Source organism: Cellulosimicrobium sp. CUA-896 (assembly GCF_001942335.1).
Taxonomy (GTDB): Bacteria; Actinomycetota; Actinomycetes; order Actinomycetales; family Cellulomonadaceae; genus Cellulosimicrobium.
Genome location: NZ_MKKH01000047.1, coordinates 1 through 15,383 on the forward strand (window position 1 = coordinate 1; position 15,383 = coordinate 15,383).

General features: G+C 74.7%; 15 protein-coding genes and 3 pseudogenes. 6 read left to right on the forward strand and 12 right to left on the reverse strand.

The window, feature by feature from the left end; genetic code table 11:
- Window positions 1-1,495, reverse strand: a 1,495-nt coding sequence (locus tag BJF88_RS19245; RefSeq protein ID WP_255372037.1) for a TM0106 family RecB-like putative nuclease, incomplete at its 3' end; no start/stop codon positions are given.
- A 244-nt stretch (window positions 1,496-1,739) separates the two neighbouring features.
- Here BJF88_RS19245 and BJF88_RS13960 point away from each other — a divergent pair.
- Both BJF88_RS13960 and BJF88_RS13965 read left to right on the forward strand, forming a co-directional pair.
- Window positions 1,740-2,621, forward strand: a complete 882-nt coding sequence (locus tag BJF88_RS13960; RefSeq protein ID WP_075829263.1) for a hypothetical protein — start codon at window positions 1,740-1,742, stop codon at window positions 2,619-2,621.
- Window positions 2,622-2,725: 104 nt separating this feature from the next.
- Entirely contained in the window at window positions 2,726-2,932 is a 207-nt protein-coding gene (locus BJF88_RS13965) for a hypothetical protein (RefSeq protein WP_075829264.1), read from the forward strand.
- Between the two features lie 52 nt (window positions 2,933-2,984).
- Here BJF88_RS13965 and BJF88_RS13970 read toward each other — a convergent pair.
- The 8 genes and pseudogenes from BJF88_RS13970 to BJF88_RS14000 all read right to left on the reverse strand — a co-directional run bounded on the left by BJF88_RS13970 (window position 2,985) and on the right by BJF88_RS14000 (window position 9,997).
- Window positions 2,985-3,748 (reverse strand): annotated as a pseudogene (locus tag BJF88_RS13970) (amino acid ABC transporter ATP-binding protein).
- Between the two features lie 62 nt (window positions 3,749-3,810).
- Window positions 3,811-4,800, reverse strand: coding sequence for an amino acid ABC transporter permease (locus BJF88_RS13975; protein ID WP_075829265.1), 990 nt, complete (start codon window positions 4,798-4,800; stop codon window positions 3,811-3,813).
- Window positions 4,801-4,835: 35 nt separating this feature from the next.
- Window positions 4,836-5,612: an ABC transporter substrate-binding protein gene (locus BJF88_RS13980; protein ID WP_255372039.1), complete on the reverse strand. Its 777-nt coding sequence runs from the start codon at window positions 5,610-5,612 to the stop codon at window positions 4,836-4,838.
- Complete coding sequence (locus tag BJF88_RS22355; protein ID WP_255372040.1) at window positions 5,609-5,785, reverse strand: hypothetical protein; 177 nt, start codon at window positions 5,783-5,785, stop codon at window positions 5,609-5,611. Before BJF88_RS22355 ends, BJF88_RS13980 begins: the two co-directional genes overlap by 4 nt.
- A gap of 240 nt (window positions 5,786-6,025) precedes the next feature.
- A complete protein-coding gene (locus tag BJF88_RS23795) occupies window positions 6,026-6,199 on the reverse strand; it encodes a methionine/alanine import family NSS transporter small subunit (RefSeq protein WP_083649149.1) in 174 nt (57 codons plus the stop codon).
- Entirely contained in the window at window positions 6,196-7,794 is a 1,599-nt protein-coding gene (locus BJF88_RS13990) for a sodium-dependent transporter (RefSeq protein ID WP_075829266.1), read from the reverse strand. Before BJF88_RS13990 ends, BJF88_RS23795 begins: the two co-directional genes overlap by 4 nt.
- A 133-nt stretch (window positions 7,795-7,927) precedes the next feature.
- Window positions 7,928-9,241: an FAD-binding protein gene (locus tag BJF88_RS13995; protein ID WP_075829270.1), complete on the reverse strand. Its 1,314-nt coding sequence runs from the start codon at window positions 9,239-9,241 to the stop codon at window positions 7,928-7,930.
- 66 nt (window positions 9,242-9,307) lie between these two features.
- A complete protein-coding gene (locus tag BJF88_RS14000; protein WP_075829267.1) occupies window positions 9,308-9,997 on the reverse strand; it encodes a DUF2993 domain-containing protein in 690 nt (229 codons plus the stop codon).
- Window positions 9,998-10,033: 36 nt separating this feature from the next.
- Between BJF88_RS14000 and BJF88_RS14005 the strand changes: the two are divergent.
- From BJF88_RS14005 to BJF88_RS14020, 4 genes and pseudogenes are all read left to right on the forward strand, one after another.
- A pseudogene (locus BJF88_RS14005) lies at window positions 10,034-10,820 on the forward strand (LLM class F420-dependent oxidoreductase).
- 358 nt (window positions 10,821-11,178) lie between these two features.
- Window positions 11,179-12,249, forward strand: a complete 1,071-nt coding sequence (locus tag BJF88_RS14010) for a Bcr/CflA family efflux MFS transporter (RefSeq protein WP_075829268.1) — start codon at window positions 11,179-11,181, stop codon at window positions 12,247-12,249.
- A 92-nt stretch (window positions 12,250-12,341) separates the two neighbouring features.
- The gene (locus tag BJF88_RS14015) at window positions 12,342-12,713 is read left to right on the forward strand and encodes a VOC family protein (protein WP_075829269.1); all 372 of its coding nucleotides are present in this window, start codon (window positions 12,342-12,344) and stop codon (window positions 12,711-12,713) included.
- Between the two features lie 129 nt (window positions 12,714-12,842).
- Window positions 12,843-13,523, forward strand: coding sequence for a uracil-DNA glycosylase (locus BJF88_RS14020; protein ID WP_083649150.1), 681 nt, complete (start codon window positions 12,843-12,845; stop codon window positions 13,521-13,523).
- A 104-nt stretch (window positions 13,524-13,627) separates the two neighbouring features.
- Here the strand turns inward: BJF88_RS14020 and BJF88_RS19720 are convergent, their stop codons facing one another.
- From BJF88_RS19720 to BJF88_RS14030, 3 genes and pseudogenes are all read right to left on the reverse strand, one after another.
- Window positions 13,628-13,792 carry a hypothetical protein gene (locus BJF88_RS19720; RefSeq protein ID WP_158068948.1) on the reverse strand — a complete coding sequence of 55 codons (165 nt, stop codon included), beginning with the start codon at window positions 13,790-13,792 and terminating at the stop codon, window positions 13,628-13,630.
- A gap of 210 nt (window positions 13,793-14,002) precedes the next feature.
- Window positions 14,003-14,577 (reverse strand): annotated as a pseudogene (locus BJF88_RS23800) (class I SAM-dependent methyltransferase).
- A 156-nt stretch (window positions 14,578-14,733) separates the two neighbouring features.
- Window positions 14,734-15,383: SbcC/MukB-like Walker B domain-containing protein (locus BJF88_RS14030; RefSeq protein ID WP_304441371.1), on the reverse strand; the 650-nt coding region annotated here is incomplete at its 5' end.

Sequence of the window (15,383 nt, forward strand, 5' to 3'; positions counted from 1 at the left end):
GGTGCGCAGGTCGTCGCCCATGTACAGCGGCTCGAGCTTCTTGATGGACCGTGAGCGGTCGGAGACGCGCAGCGCTCGGCGCACGACGCGTAGAGGTCGACGAGCACGCCGTCGCGCAGCAGGTCTCGACCTCCTCCTCGTACACCCCGTGCCGTGCGGCGATGGCGAGCAGGTGCGTCCTCTCGTACGCGGCGTAGTGGTAGACGTGCAGGCCGGGGTGCTCGCGGCGGCGCGCGTTCACGTGGTCGACGAACGCGACGAGGGCGTCACGCTCGGCGGCGAGGTCGTGGGCCCACAGCGCGTGGAAGGGCGGTTGCTCGCCGGGCTGCGCCGGTCGCTCGACCCAGCCGAACAGGTAGTCGATGCCGCGGCTCCTGCCGTCGGCGTCGACCCAGAGGGGGTCGCCCTCGAAGTCGAAGAACAGGTCGCCGGGGCTGGGTGCGGGCAGGGCGTGCACGGGCGCCGGGTCGTCGATGCGCCACGAGAGCTCGTGCGGGCCGGCGGCGTCGGCCCAGACGACGGTTCCGTCGGCACGCCCGGTGCCGAGCTGGAGCGCGGCCTGGTCGCGGACGCGCGCGAACGTCGACGTCGGCATGCCCTCGGGCGCCTGCGTCGCGGCCGCGAGCTCGTCGATGGTGCGGATCCCCGCGGCGTGCAGGCGGGCGCGCTGCGTCTCGTACACGCCGCCGACGAGCAGGACGTCGCGGCGCGCCTCGACCTGCGCGCGGCAGTCCGCACAGCGGCCGCAGGCGTGCACGGCCGGGTCGTCCCACGGCGCGCGGCCGTCCCGGGCGAGGTGCTCGTGGGTGAGCCGCAGCAGCCGCTCGCGCCGGTCGCGGTAGACCGGGAGGAGGTCCGCGAGCCGGTGCGTGGTGCGCGCCCGGGTGCCGAGGACGAGCGAGACCTCCGGGTCGACGGGCACGCCCGCTGTGAGGAGCTGGTCGGCGTGGGCGGCGAGCTGGAGCAGCGCGGGCACCTTCGCGCGCCGCGCGAGCCGGGTGCCGACGACGGCGTAGCGCACCCCGCCGCCCGCGGCTCGCGCGCCTTCCTCGTCCGCGCGCACGAGCAGGTCCGCACGGCCGTGGAACGTGCCGTCGAAGAGGGTGGCCCCGTGGACGACGTCCACGCCGCCCTCGAGCGCCGCGAGCGTGCGGGCGTGCGCCGCGACGAGCTCGTCCCACCCGGACCGGCGCGGCGGGCCCAGGCGCAGCACGCCGCGCCCGGTCGACGGGTCGTAGGGCCCGTACCGGTCCTCGTGCTGCGCCAGCACCGCCTGCTCGTGGCGCGCGCCGAGCGCGGCCGCCCGGTCGAGCATCGCGTCGGGGGCGTCCTCGCGCCGCGGGGCCCGGCCGAGCTGCTCGTCGAGCCGGCACAGGAGCCGGTACTCGCACTCGGCGGCGACGACCAGGTCGCCCGCCGAGTGCACGAGCGGCGGCGTGGTGACCGGTGCCGAGGCGCTCGCGCCTCCGCCCACGGGCTCGTCGACGAGGAACACGGCACCTCCGCGGTGACGACGCCGGGGACCGGCGGGCCGGTCCGTCCGGCTCCTGCCGTTCTACCAGCGCCCACCCACGGCACCGCCCGTGCCCACGGCCCGGCGCGGCGACGTCCCCCTCGCGCGCACGCGCCGCGGAGCGCGCCGTCCCGCGAACCGGTCGCCGATTGGTCCCCGCACGCCCCGCTGCTCCATAGTGTTCCCCGTCCGCCACGCCGACCGGCGTCCCCGCGAAGGAGGTCCCATGGCCGTACGGTTCGCCCCACCGCCGGGATGGCCCGTGCCCCCGAGGTTCACGCCGACGACGGACTGGCACCCCGACCCGTCGTGGCCGCCTCCCCCGCCGGGCTGGGTGTTCTGGGTGGACGACGCGGCTCCGGCGGTGCCGGCCCCGCCCGCCGCGCCCGAACGCGTCCCGAGCCGCCGGGCGCTGCGCGAGCGCCAGGGCCCCGTCCCGACGGGCGACGACGCCGCGCACCCGGTCGTCGGATCGACGATGGTGCTCCCGAGCCTCGCCGCTCTCGGCACCGCGCCGTCGACACCAGTCGCGGCACCGGCGGCTGCTCCCCCACCGACGGCACCCGCGCCCGCTCCGACGGCGCACGTGCCGCCGTCCGCTCCGCTCGGGCCCCTCGGGCTGCCCGAGGTGGACGACGACGGCGACGCGCCCGGTCGCGGGCGCCGCTGGCTCGTCCCGTCGATGGTGGGCCTCGCGGGCGTCGCGGTGGGCCTGCTCGTGGGCATCGGCCTCACGCTCTCCGCGCAGGCGGAGGCCGAGGAGGCGGCGGCGGAGGCCGAGCGCGTCCAGGCCGCGGTCACGGCCGAGCGGGAGCAGCTCGAGAGCGAGCGCGCCGACCTCGAGGCGCAGCGCGCCGAGGTGGACGCGGCGCACGCCGCCCTCGCCGAGCGCGAGGCGGCGGTGACGCAGTCGGAGGAGGACCTGGCGACGCGCTCCGCGGAGCTCGACGAGCGGACGGCCGAGCAGGACCGTCGCGAGGAGGAGCGGCGGGACCGGCAGGACGGCGGTCAGCAGGGCGGTGCCGGCCAAGGTGCCCGCCAGGGTGACGGACAGGGTGACGAGGGCGACGGCGGCTGGGACTGGGGCGACTGGGGCGGCTGGGGCTGACGCCGACCGAGACGTCGCACCGTCACCGTTCGTCCACGTTCACCTCACGGACACGCCACGACCGTGCGGTCGCGACGACGGGCCCGGTCGCGGACAGTGGTCACGTGAGCAGCACGAACGCCGGCACCGCCGCGAGCGACACCCCCATCTACGACGAGCTCGTGACCGAGCACGAGGACCAGCTCCCGCTGATCCATCTCGGCCGCGCCCTGAGCGGGGAGCTGGTGACCGTCGCCCGTGCCACGGGTCTCGACCCGCGGATCGTCCCGTCGGACGACGTGCCCGTCCTGCCCCGTCGCCGCGCCTCCTGACCGCGAGCGCGCGCCGGTGGGTACGAGCGCGTCGGCCCGCCGACCCGGCGCGTCACAGCACGTGCGCGAGGAACGCCTTGGTCCGGTCCTCCTGCGGCGCACCGAGGACCTCCTCGGGCGTGCCGCGCTCGACGATGACGCCCTCGTCCATGAACACGACCGTGTCGGCGACCTCGCGGGCGAAGCCGATCTCGTGCGTGACGACCATCATCGTCATGCCCGAGCGCGCGAGGTCGCGCATGACGGCGAGCACCTCGCCCACAAGCTCCGGGTCGAGCGCCGACGTGGGCTCGTCGAACAGCATGAGCTCGGGGTTCATGGCGAGCGCACGGGCGATGGCGACGCGCTGCTGCTGCCCGCCGGAGAGCTGCGCCGGGTAGTGGTCGGCGCGGTCGCCGAGCCCGACGCGGTCGAGCATCTCCACGGCCTCGGACCGCGCCTGCGCCCGGCTCAGCCCGCGCACCTGCACCGGCGCTCCATGACGTTCTCGAGCGCCGTCATGTGCGGGAAGAGGTTGAAGCGCTGGAACACCATGCCGATGCGCGACCGCTGGCGCGCGACGACCCGGGGGTGCAGGCGGTGCAGGCGCGTGCGCCCGTTGCGCTCGACCTCGCGGTAGCCCATGAGCTCGCCGTCGACGACGACGCGCCCGCCCGTGATCTCCTCGAGCTCGTTGACGCACCGCAGGAGCGTCGACTTGCCCGAGCCGGACGGGCCGAGCACGACGCAGACCGAGCCGCGCGGCACCTCGAGGTCCACGCCCTTGAGGACGTGCAGGTCCCCGAACATCTTGTGCAGGCCCCGGACCTCGACCATCGGCCGGCTCGTCGACAGGTCCACGGGCCGGTCCGTCGGCCCGCCCGTCGGGGCGGTCGTGCTCACGGGGTCACCTCCATGAAGGGGTCGTCCTTCGTCGTGCCCGACGCGGCGATGAGGTCCTGCCGGTTGGGCTTGCGGCGCCCGCCCCGCCCGCCGGGCCCGCGCCGTCGGGCACCGGCCGACTGGTCGCCGAAGCCGCGGCCGTAGTACCGCTCCACGTAGTGCTGGCCCACCATGAGGATGCTCGTGATGAGCAGGTACCACAGGGCCGCGACGATGAGCAGCGGGATGGGCAGGAACGTGCGGTTGCCGATCGCGCCCGTCGCGTACGTGAGGTCGAGCGTGAACGGCACGGCGAGCACGAGGGACGTCGTCTTGAGCATGGAGATCGTCTCGTTGCCCGTCGGCGGGACGATGACGCGCATCGCCTGCGGCAGGACCACGCGGGTGAGGATCTTCGAGTCCTTCATGCCGAGCGCCTTGGCCGCCTCCGTCTGGCCGGTGTCGACCGAGCCGAGGCCGGCGCGCACGATCTCCGCGAGGTACGCGGCCTCGTTGAGCGCCAGGCCCAGCATCGCCGCCCAGAACGCCGTGATGACGTCCTGGGTGCGGAACTCGAAGAACTCCGGCCCGAACGGGATGCCGAGGCTCAGCCGCGGGTACAGCACGGCGAGCAGGCCCCAGAACACGAGCTGGGTGTAGATCGGCGTGCCGCGGAAGAACCAGATGTAGCCCCAGCTCACCGAGCGCATCACCGGGTTGTCCGAGCGGCGCATGACGGCGAGCGCGACCGCGAGCACGATGGCGATCACCATCGACCCGAAGGTCAGGACCAGCGTCCAGCCGACGCCGCGGATCACGACGACGTCACGCAGGTACAGCCACACGACGTCCCAGCGGAAGTTCTCGTTCGTCACGAGGCCGTGCACGGCCATCACCGCGAGGACGAGCAGGACGACGGCGGAGATCCACCGGCCCGGCCGTGGGACCGGCACCGCGTGGATGCGGTCGGGGACGGGGTCGTGGTCGACGACGTCGGGTCGGGACATGCTCCACCTCACGGTCGGGCTCGGGTCAGGCGGCGTCAGCCGACCGAGGGGTTGATCTCCGCCGTGTCGAGCGCGGCGTCCTCGCTGCCCCACGCGCCGAGGACCTCGGCGAGGGTGCCGTCGTCCATGAGGCCCTGCACGGCCGCCGCGATCGCCTCGGCGAGCTCCGTGTCCTCCTGCGCGACGACGATGCCCTGCGGCGCGGAGTCGAAGACGTCCCCGAGCTGCTCGATCTGCCCGCCCGTCTGCTCGACGGCGTAGCCGACGACCGGCGAGTCCGCGTACATGACCTGAGCCTTGCCGCCGACGAGGTTGGTCGTCGCGTCGGCCTGGCTCTCGTACTGGAGGATGTCGATCGGCTCCTCGCCCGCGGCCTCGCACTCGTCGCTCTGCACGGCGATGTCCTCGTCCTGGATCGTGCCGGTCTGCACGGCGACGGTGAGGCCGCACAGGTTCTCGGGGTCGACGTCGTCCGGGTTGCCCGACGCGACGGCGTAGGCGGAACCCGCGTTGAGGAAGGCGATCATGTTCGCCTGCTCCATGCGCTCGGGCGTGATGGTGAACGAGGAGATGCCCGCGTCGTACTTCGTGCCGAGCGCGGGGATGATCGCCGGGAAGTCGGCGGACTGGACCTCGACATCGAGGCCGAGCGCGGCACCGCCGGCGTGGATGGTGTCGATGTCGAAGCCGACGGGCGTGCGCCCGTCGTCGGCGATGAACTCGGCCGGCGCGTACTCGGTGTTCGACCCGACGGTGAGCGTGCCGGCGGACGCGACGTCCTCGGGCAGCAGCGCGGCGGCCTCCTCGTTCACCTCCACCGACGACGGGTCGAAGGTCGGGGGCGCGAGGAGGTCTCCTCGGACCCGCCGGTCGCCTCGGAGCCGGTCTGCTGGGACGCGTCCGTACAGGCGGACAGGAGGAGGGCGCTCGTCGCGGTCAGCGCGACGAGGCCGAGGAGGGAGTGCTTGCGCGAGGTGGTACGCATCGGGATCTCCGATCGGTTCGGGCCGGGTGGGCGCAGCGTAGAGGCCGATCGTCTCCGTCGTGTTACGCCGGTGGGCGTACGGGGAACAGAGGACCCGGCGGTGCGCAGCACCAAGGGGATGAGTGTGCGCGAGAAACGCTTCACCCGCCAAACGTGCTGGTGGTCCGATGCCGAACCGTGACCGTGGGCGTGAGCCCTGCGGCACCCGGGACGACGCTCGCGGCCCCGCCCGGGTGGGCGCTACGTGTCGCGCTCGAGCGGCGCGGTGTCCTCGCGGTGGTCGTCCTCTCCCCCGGGCGGCAGGTCCGCGCCGTCGCGCTCGGGGCGCGCCCGCAGCGCGAGCGCGCTGACGACCAGCCCGCCCCACACCACGAGGATCGCCAGCACCATGAGGATGATCGCGCTCGTGTTCATCGGGTCACCTCCGCGTCGTGCGTGGTCGCTGCCGTGCGCCCCGGCGGGAACGGGGGCCACGCCACGAACGCGTCGGGACTCCGACGCCACCGCAGCGCCGTGAGGACGAGCGCGCCGACCACCAGCAGCGCGACCGTGCCCCAGCCGAAGAGGGCCAGGTACCACCCGGGGTAGCCCTCGTACCCGTCGACGAGCAGCGTGACGACGCGCGAGACGAGCATGTAGCCGAGCACCAGCGGGGCGAGCAGGGCGACGAGCACCTGCCACCACGCACCGACGCGGAACGTCGAGACGGCGTTGAGGTGGTACTGCAGCTCGGAGCCGCGGCGGCGCACCCACAGGACCAGCACGCACGTGAGGACCGCGGAGGCCACGATGCCGATGTTGTTGGCCCACTGGTCGGCGGTGTCGAGCGCGATGAGGCCGGTCGTCGTCGAGAAGAGCGCCACCGACACGACGGCGCACACGACGCCCACGCGGAGCGCCGCCTGCCGCGGCGTCCACGAGAACTTCTCCTGGAAGCCCGCGGAGACCACCTGCAGGATCGACAGCAGGGACGTGAAGCCCGCCATCGCGAGCGACAGGAAGAAGAGCGCGCCGAAGAACGGGCCGCCCGGCATCTCCGAGACGATCGCCGGGAACGTGACGAACGACAGGATGGGGCCCGAGATCCCCTCGAGCTCGCCGACCCCCACGCCCTGGCGCCCGGCGAGGAACCCGAGCGTCGCGAAGACGCCGATGCCCGCGAGGATCTCGAACGAGGAGTTCGAGAACGCCACCACGAGGCCCGGCGACGTGAGGTTGGCGCGGCGCTTGCGGTACGACGCGTACGTCACCATGATCCCGAACGCGATCGACAGCGAGAAGAAGATCTGGCTGTACGCCGCGATCCACACGTTCGGGTCGCCGAGCGCCGCCCAGTCCGGCGTGAACAGCGCGTTCAGGCCGTCGACGGCGCCGTCGAGGAACAGGGCCCGCACGACCAGGACCAGGAACGCCGCGACCAGCAGCGGCAGGAACACCATGTTCGCGCGCTGCACGCCGCGCGCGACGCCCGCGGCGAGGACGACGAGCACGACCACCCACACCCCGACGAGCGGCACGAGGACGGACGGGACGACGTCGAGGGACACGCCCGGGTCGGCGAGCTGCAGGTAGTCGCCAGTGAAGAAGCCCGCCGGGTCGTCGCCCCAGCGCAGGTCGAACGAGTAGACGAAGAAGCTCAGCGCCCACGCGATGACGGCCGTGTAGTAGACCGCGATGACGAACGAGATCATCACCTGGAACCAGCCCAGGCTCTCGAACGGGCGCGCCACCCGGCGGAACGCCGTCGGGGCCGAGCCGCGGAAGCGGTGCCCGATCGCGTAGTCGAGGAACAGGATCGGGATGCCCGCGGTCAGCAGCGCGACGAGGTACGGCACGAGGAACGCCCCGCCGCCGTTCTCGTACGCGACGCCGGGGAAGCGCCAGATGTTGCCGAGTCCCACCGCGGAGCCGATGGCGGCGACGATGAAGCCGACCTGCCCCGTCCACTGCTCGCGCGGTCGCTGCGCGCCGTGCGCCGCGCCCCCGGCACCGCTCGTCGTCTCTGCCACGCCACCCCTCCGTGCCGTCCGTCGGTCTCCCGCGCGTGCGCGTGTCCGTGCAGTGTCGTGCGGTGTCACGGCACGACGGCGGGCCTCCTCCGACCGTACCGAGGCGCGGTGACGACGGCGAGCGGGAACGGGGTCAGCGCGCGAGCAGCCGCCCGACGAACCCGCCGCGGAACCGCCCGTCCGGGTCGAGGCGCTCGGCGAGCGCGCGGAACTCGGCGAGCCGCGGGTAGCGCGCCGCGACCGCGGCGAGGGCCGCCGGGTCCGTGGAGGTGACCGCGTGGGAGAGCTTGCCCCAGTGCGGGCGCGCGCCGAGGCGCGCGAGCGCGGACTCGAGGTCGGGCAGCACGCGCGCGACGTCGTCGGGCAAGGGCTTCCACGTGAGGTGGAACGCGACCGTGGGGCCGTCGAACGGGCTGAGCCACAGCGGCTCCGGGTCGGCGGCGACCGTGCGGATCTCGCCGACCTGGAGCAGCGGCGTGAGGCGAGGGCCGAGGCCCCGCATCGCCTCGAGCGCCGCGAGCGCGTGCCGGCGGGGCACGAGGTACTCCGACTGGAGCTCGTCGCCGTTGCTCGGCGTGAAGTCGAGCCGGAAGTGCGGCAGCCGCTCGTTCCACGGGCCGGCCTCGCCGAGCTGGGCCGTGCAGTGGACGGGGTCGACGCCGGGCAGCGGGTGGCGCTGCTCGCGGGCGGGCCGGGCGCCGAACAGGTCGGCGGGCGGGTCCTCGCCGCGCTCGCCCGGCGCGATGCGGGACTTGCGCCAGACCTGCTGCACGCCGTCCGCCCCCCAGTCGGTGAACAGGCTGACCGAGTACGCCGACGCCGTGAGCGCGTCGAGGTGCGCGGCGACGGCGTCCCAGGGCAGGTCCACGTGCACGTCCTGCCGGACGTCGAACGTCGGCACCGTCTCGAGCTCGAGGCGGGTGACGATCCCCAGGGCTCCCAGCGCGACGACCGCGCCCGGGAAGTCCGCGTCGCCCCGGCGCAGGGTCCGCGTCTCGCCGTCCCCGGTGACGAGCTCGAGCCCGACGACGGCGCTCGCCAGCGACCCGACGCCGTCGCCCGAGCCGTGGGTGGCCGTCGCGACCGACCCCGCGACGGAGATGTGCGGCAGCGACGCGAGGTTGGGGAGCGCTCGTCCGGCCGCCTGCACGTGGCGCGTGACGTCGCCGTAGCGCAGTCCCGCCGCGACGGAGGCGACGCCCGTCGCGGGGTCGACGTCGACGGGCGGGCGGCCGTCGTCGTAGGCGTCGAGGACGACGTGCGTGCCGGTCGTGTCGGCGACGTCGTCGAACGAGTGCCGGGACCCGAGCGCCTTGACGCGCCGCGCACCGCGCACGGTCCGCTCGAGCTCGTCCGGCGTGCGGGGGTGGACCACCTCCGACGCCGCGAACACGAGGTTGCGCGCCCAGTTCGTGGAGGTGCGCGTGGTGCCCGGTGTCGTCGTCACGAGGACCACCCTGCCACGACGCTCACGGCGCGCCCGGGACGCGGACGGGACGCGGTCGGGACGCGGTCAGGACGCGACGAGGCTCCCGGCCGCGACGTCCGTGCCCGACACACCGACCCGCACACCGTCCTCGGCGACGGCCACGGACTCGAGCGCGACGCCCTCCGGCAGGTCGAGCGGCACCCTCAGGCCGCCCAGCGCTCCCGCGATGCCGGACGGCAGGTCGTCGACGGAGACGACCCCGACGGGCGTGCGCACGGCCTGCACGTCGACGGCGAGCGTGCCGGGTCCGGCGACGCGCGGGACGACGTCCACGGTGAGGTCCAGGCCGAGCACCGCCGTCCCGACGGCGAGCACGTCGCCGTCCGTGGCGAGCTCGACGTCGAGACCCGACTGCTCCCGGACGACGTCCTGCAGCGACGACGCGGCGATGACGCCGGACGCCGTGCCCGACGCGATGGTGTACGGCTCCGACGTGCCGACCCCGCGCGCGTCGACCTGCACGTCCGAGACGGCGTAGCCGCCGAACGACGCCGTGTCGGCGGAGCCGGTGACGTGGTCGAGCTCGCCCGCCACGAGCTGGGTGAGGAACGGGAAGCCGCGGATGTCGATCTGCGCGCCCGCGACGTCGTCCGCCTGCTGCTCGAACGCCGTGACGGCGCCGTTCTCGGCCGCGCGCACGGTGACCCGGTCGGCGACGACCGCCACCACCACGAGCGCGACGACTGCGACGACCCATCCCACGAGGCGCTTCATGCGCCCACCCTAGGTCGGGCCCGTAGATTGCGGGTCATGACCTCTGCGCACCACCCGTTCCGCGTCGGCGTCCAGCTGAAGCCCCAGCACGCCGACTACGCCCAGATCCGCGATGCCGTCCTCCGCGCCGAGGACCTCGGCGTCGACGTCGTCTTCAACTGGGACCACTTCTTCCCGCTCAGCGGCGACCCCGACGGCAAGCACTTCGAGTGCTGGACGATGCTCGGCGCCTGGGCCGAGCAGACCGAGCGCGTCGAGATCGGCGCCCTCGTCACGTGCAACAGCTACCGCAACCCCCGACCTGCTCGCCGACATGGCGCACACCGTCGACCACATCTCGGGCGGCCGCCTGATCCTCGGCATCGGGGCCGGCTGGTTCGAGCGCGACTACGACGAGTACGGCTACCCCTTCGGCACCGCCGGCTCGCGCATCGCCGACCTCGCCGCGGCGATGCCCCGCATCCGCGCGCGCTGGGCGGCGAAGAACCCCGCCCCGACGCGCGACATCCCCGTGATGATCGGCGGCGGGGGCGAGCGGAAGACGCTGCGCGTGGTCGCCGAGCACGCCGACGTGTGGCACTCCTTCGGCGACGCCTCCACCCTCGCGCGCAAGAGCGGGATCCTCGACGAGCACGGCGCGGCCGTCGGGCGGGACACGGCGCGGCTCGTCGAGCGGTCGGTCGCCGTGCGGCGCTCGCCCGGGGACGTCGCGGACGAGCTCGTCGCCGCGGGCGCGACGCTCTTCACGACCGACGCCGACGGCCCCGACTACGACCTCTCGATGACCCGCGAGTGGGTCGCCTGGCGCGACGCCCAGGGCTGACCCGTCTCGACATGCGGGCGACGGGCGGCGTCCGGGAACACGGCGCGGGCCGGAGGGGTTGAGCCGCACATGCCCTCCACTCCGCCCGCGTCGCCGAGCCTGGACGCGCCCGCGTCCCCGACGACGGCCCCGTCCCGCGGCGGGTCGCTCCCGCGCGACGGGCGCATCCCCGCCGGCCTCGTCGTGCTGCTCGCCACGCTCACCGCGGTGGGTCCGCTGACGATCGACCTCTACCTGTCGGCCTTCCCGCAGATCGTCGACGAGCTCGGCACGACCGAGTCGCGCGTGCAGCTCACGCTCACCGCGACGCTCGCCGGCTCGCGCTCGGCCAGCTGCTCGTCGGCTCGATCTCCGACGCGTGGGACGCCGAGCCCCGCTGCTGGTGTCGCTCGCGGTGTACGTCGTCGCGTCGGCGGGCATCGTCGCCGCCGGTTCGGTCGAGCTGCTCACGGTGCTGCGCTTCGTCCAGGGCCTGTCCGGCGCGGCGGGCATGGTGCTGTCGATGGCGATCGTCCGCGACCTGTTCGACGGGTACCGCGTCGGCAAGGTCATCGCGCGGCTGATGCTCGTCGTCGGCGTCGCGCCCATCCTCGCGCCGACCCTCGGGGCGCAGTTCCTGCTCCTCGGCTCGTGGCGGCTGATGTTCGTCGCGCTCGCGGTGGTCGGCGCCGTGCTGTGGGTGGCCGTCGCGCTGCGCCTGCGCGAGTCGCTGCCCGTCGAGCGGCGCCGCAGCGGAGGTACGGGCGAGGCCCTGCGCTCCTACGGCAGCCTGCTGCGCGACTGGTCGTTCCTCGGCGTCGCGCTCATCGCGGGGTTCTACATGGCCGCGCTGTTCACGTACGTGTCCGCCTCCACGTTCGTGCTGCAGGAGCAGTTCGGGCTCTCGGCGCAGGAGTACGCGATCCTGTTCGGCGTCGGCGCCGTCTCCGTGACCGCGGGGAGCCAGGTGAACGGCGCGCTCGTCGGACGCGTGCCCGCCACGTCGATCCTCCAGGCCGCGATCGCCGCCGGGTTCGTGCTCTCGGGCGGGCTGCTCCTGGCCGCGGCCCTCGGAGCCGGGCTCCCCGTGCTCGTGGCGCTCATCGTCCTCACGCTCGGGACGGCGGGCTTCGTCATGCCGTCCGCCCCCGCCATCGCGCTCGAGCGCAACGCCCACCGCGCGGGTTCCGCGGCCGCGCTCGTCGGGGCGATGCAGTTCGGCGTGGGCGCCGTCATCGCCCCGCTCACGGGCGTGCTCGGCGGGACGCCGTCGGTGACGATGGCGGCCGTGATGTTCGGCGTCGTCGTCGTGGCGGGCGTCCTGCTGCTCACCGTCCGGCCGACGTGGCGCGCGCACGCCGCCGACCGGACCGCGCACGGCGACCGGACCGAACCTCTCGAGCCCGCCGACCGCCCGGTCGCGGAGGACGCTCTCACCGCGGCCGACTGACGCCGCAGGCTCGACGTGCGGCCCGGCGCGGCGCACCATGGGTGCGGCGGCGCGGTCGACCGGTCCGTGCCGGGTCACACCGGAGGCGCACCATGGACTTCAGGCTCGAGCTCGTCCCCGTCCCCGTCAGCGACATCGACCGCGCCAAGGCGTTCTACGTCGACCAGGTCGGCTTCCACCCCGACCACGACCACCGGGTGAGCGACGACCTGCGCTTCGTGCAGCTCACGCCGCCGGGGTCGGCGTGCTCGGTGGTGCTCGACCTGAACCTCACCGACATGCCCGCCGGCTCCCAGCGCGCGCTGCAGGTGGTGGTGGACGACGCCGACGCCGCCCGCGCCCACCTCGTCGAGCACGGCGTCGAGGCGTCGCCGGTCGAGGACTTGCCGTGGGGCCGGTTCACGTTCTTCGCCGACCCGGACGGCAACACCTGGTCCGTCCAGCAGATCGTCAGCCCGGGCTGACCCGCCGCGGGGCGGGCAGGATGGGACGGTGACGCCCGACGACGCCGACTACCCCCGCGCGTCCGGGAGGCCCCGACCCTCGCCGCGCTCGACGCCCACCTCGTCGACTGCCGCGCCTGCCCGCGGCTCGTGGCGTGGCGCGAGCACGTCGGCGCCGTCAAGCGCGCGTCGTTCCGCGACGACACGTACTGGATGCGGCCCGTGCCGAGCTTCGGCGACGAGCGCGCGGGCATCCTCGTCGTCGGCCTCGCGCCCGCCGCGCACGGCGCCAACCGGACGGGTCGCATGTTCACCGGCGACCGCAGCGGCGACTTCCTCTTCGCGGCCATGCACCGCACCGGGCTCGCCAACCAGGCGACGTCCCTGCGCGCCGACGACGGCCTGCGCCTCACCGGCGTCCGCGTCACGGCGCCCGTGCGGTGCGCCCCGCCCGACAACACGCCGCTGCCCGAGGAGCGCCGGCGCTGCGGCCCCTACCTCGAGCGCGAGGTCGAGCTCCTCGGCGCGACGGTGCGCGTCGCCGTCGTGCTCGGCGGGTTCGGCTGGCAGGCCCTGCTCTCGACGCTCGCCGAGCAGGGCTGGGACGTGCCGCGCCCCCGGCCGCGGTTCGCGCACGGCGCGGAGGTGGCGCTGCGGCGTCGGACACCTGCCGACGGCACCGACGGCCCGGGCGCGCCCGCGGAGCAGCGGCTCACCGTCCTCGGGTGCTTCCACGTCAGCCAGCAGAACACCTTCACGGGGCGCCTCACCCCGGGCATGCTCGACGACGTCCTGCTCCGGGCGCGCGAGCTCGCCGGCCTCGACGACTGACGAGTGCTGCGCCGCCGCCCGAGTGCTGCGCGTGCGTCCGGGCGCTGCGTTCCTCGACGCAGCACTCGCGCGGGGACACAGCGCTCAGTCGGACCCGCGCGTGCTCAGCGGGTCGCCGTCATGGGCGACGGGCGGCGCGGGGCGTCCGCCCAGCGGCGGCGCTCGAGCACGCGCGGCGTGACGCGGCCCGCGAGGCGGAGCTGCTCGCGCCGCACGATGATCTCCATGCGTCGCAGCTCGCGCTCGAACGCGGTCGATGCTGCTGCCATGCTGCTGCTCCCCTTCGCCGTGCGGACCCCCGCCCTGCTTGTGTCGCGAGGGCCCCGGACCTGACAGGACCGGCTCGTCGGATCACGTGCCCGCTCCCGGGCCGTCCGTCCGTCGCTCCCGCGGGGTAGGGACGGCGCGGGCCCCCGTTCGTGACACCGCGTTGCGACACGGCGCGGGGACACGACGCCCCCACGCGGTCGGTCGAACCGTCAGGACGCGGGCCGAGCGGGTGTGCGCACCGCCACCCACTCGATGACGCCGAGCCGCGTGCGCTCGTGCCGCTCGACGTCGAGCCCGCGGGCCTCGACCCAGCGCACGGGCCGCCGCGCGAAGTACTCGCCGACGAGCGGGCCGGTCACGAGGTCGACGCCCGACTGCAGGAGACGCAACGGCCAGAAGCTCGACGCGACGTGGTCGGCGAGCAGCACCAGCCCGCCCGGGCGCACCACGCGCACCATCTCGGCGAGCGCCGCCTCGTGGTCGGGGATCGCGCACATCGACAGCGTGCTGACGGCCGTGTCGAACGAGCCGTCGGGCAGGTCGAGCGCCTGGCGTCGCCGAGCCGCAGGTCGACGTCGAGGCCCAGCTCGGCGGCACGACGCCGGGCGTGGCCGAGCATCCCGGGGCTCCACTCGACGCCGGTGAGCCCTGCGGCCAGGACGTCGGCCGGGTAGTGCGGGAGGTTCAGCCCGGTGCCGACCGCGACCTCGAGCGTGCGTCCTTCCGCGAGGCCGCACACCCGCTCCCGGACGCCGGGGAACAGCCGCCGCTCGGCCGCCGTCATCTCGCGGTCGTACCGGCGCGACTCGCGGTCCCACCGCCCGCGCAGGCGACGCGCCCGCGCCCGGGTCCGGCTCGTCGACCCGCTGCGATCGTCCACGTCGTCACTCCTCGGTGCTCCGACGTCCCGTCCGAGGCGTCGACCCGGGTTCCTCTCCTGTCACGCTCGCACGGACAGCGTGCTTCCGCCTCCCGCGCGCGGACGCACCTCGACCCGCTCGGCGACGGCCTGCTTGAGCGCCTCGACGTGCGAGACGACGCCGACGACACGCCCGCCCCGGCGCAGGCGGCCCAGGGCACCGAGCACGACCTCGAGGGTCTCGGCGTCGAGGCTGCCGAAGCCCTCGTCGACGAACAGGGTGCCGAGCTCGACCCCGCCCGCCTCCGCGGTCACGACGTCGGCGAGGCCGAGCGCGAGGCACAGCGACACGTAGAACGTCTCGCCGCCGGACAGGGTCCGCGGGTCGCGCGACCGCTCGGTCACGTGGTCGAGGACCTTCATCGCGAGGCCGGTGCGCCGCGACCTGACGTCCTCGCGCGTGGTGCTGCGCACGAGCTCGTAGCGTCCCGAGGACATCTCGGCGAGCCGCTCGTTCGCGGCGGCCACGACGTCCTCGAACCGCTGCACGAGGACGAACGTCGCGAGGGACAGCGCACGGGCGTTGTCGCTGCCGGTGCCCGCCGCGAGCGTGGCCATGCGGACCGCGGGCGCGGCCTCGTCGCGGGCCGCGTGCCAGGCGTCCACCGCGGCGGCGAGCGCGTCGGCCGCGGCGTGCGCCGCCGAGCGGCTGGCGCAGCGCGTGCTCGTGC